The sequence below is a fragment of the Streptomyces sp. EDA2-14 genome (assembly GCF_054963755.1).
In genome coordinates this window covers 1-535 of record NZ_JBUEGE010000054.1, presented here as the reverse complement: position 1 = coordinate 535, position 535 = coordinate 1, and the positions used below count along the sequence as shown (strand labels likewise).

Genomic DNA, 535 nt, shown 5'->3' with positions numbered 1-535 from the left:
CGGCCGGAGGGAAAGCGATGGGTAGGACACTCGCGGAGAAGGTCTGGGACGACCACGTCGTCCGGCGCGCCGAGGGCGAGCCCGACCTCCTCTTCATCGATCTGCACCTGCTGCACGAGGTGACCAGCCCGCAGGCCTTCGACGGGCTGCGCCAGGCGGGCCGTCGGGTGCGGCGCACCGACCTCACCATCGCCACCGAGGATCACAACACCCCGACCCTCGACATCGACAAGCCGATCGCCGACCCGGTCTCGCGGGTGCAGCTGGAGACGCTGCGCAAGAACGCCGCCGAGTTCGGGGTCCGCCTGCACTCGCTGGGCGACGTCGAGCAGGGCGTCGTGCACGTGGTCGGCCCGCAGCTGGGCCTGACCCAGCCCGGCACCACCGTGGTGTGCGGCGACTCCCACACCTCCACGCACGGCGCGTTCGGCGGCCTGGCGTTCGGCATCGGCACCTCGCAGGTCGAGCACGTGCTGGCCACCCAGACGCTGCCGATGGCCCGCCCGAAGACGATGGCGATCACCGTCGACGGCGA

General features: G+C 71.6%; 1 protein-coding gene. It reads left to right on the top strand.

Annotated elements, in window-relative coordinates; all coding sequences use genetic code 11:
• Window positions 1-17 precede the first annotated feature (17 nt).
• Window positions 18-535, top strand: a 518-nt coding sequence (locus tag ACY34M_RS41870; protein WP_462723972.1) for an aconitase family protein, incomplete at its 3' end; no start/stop codon positions are given.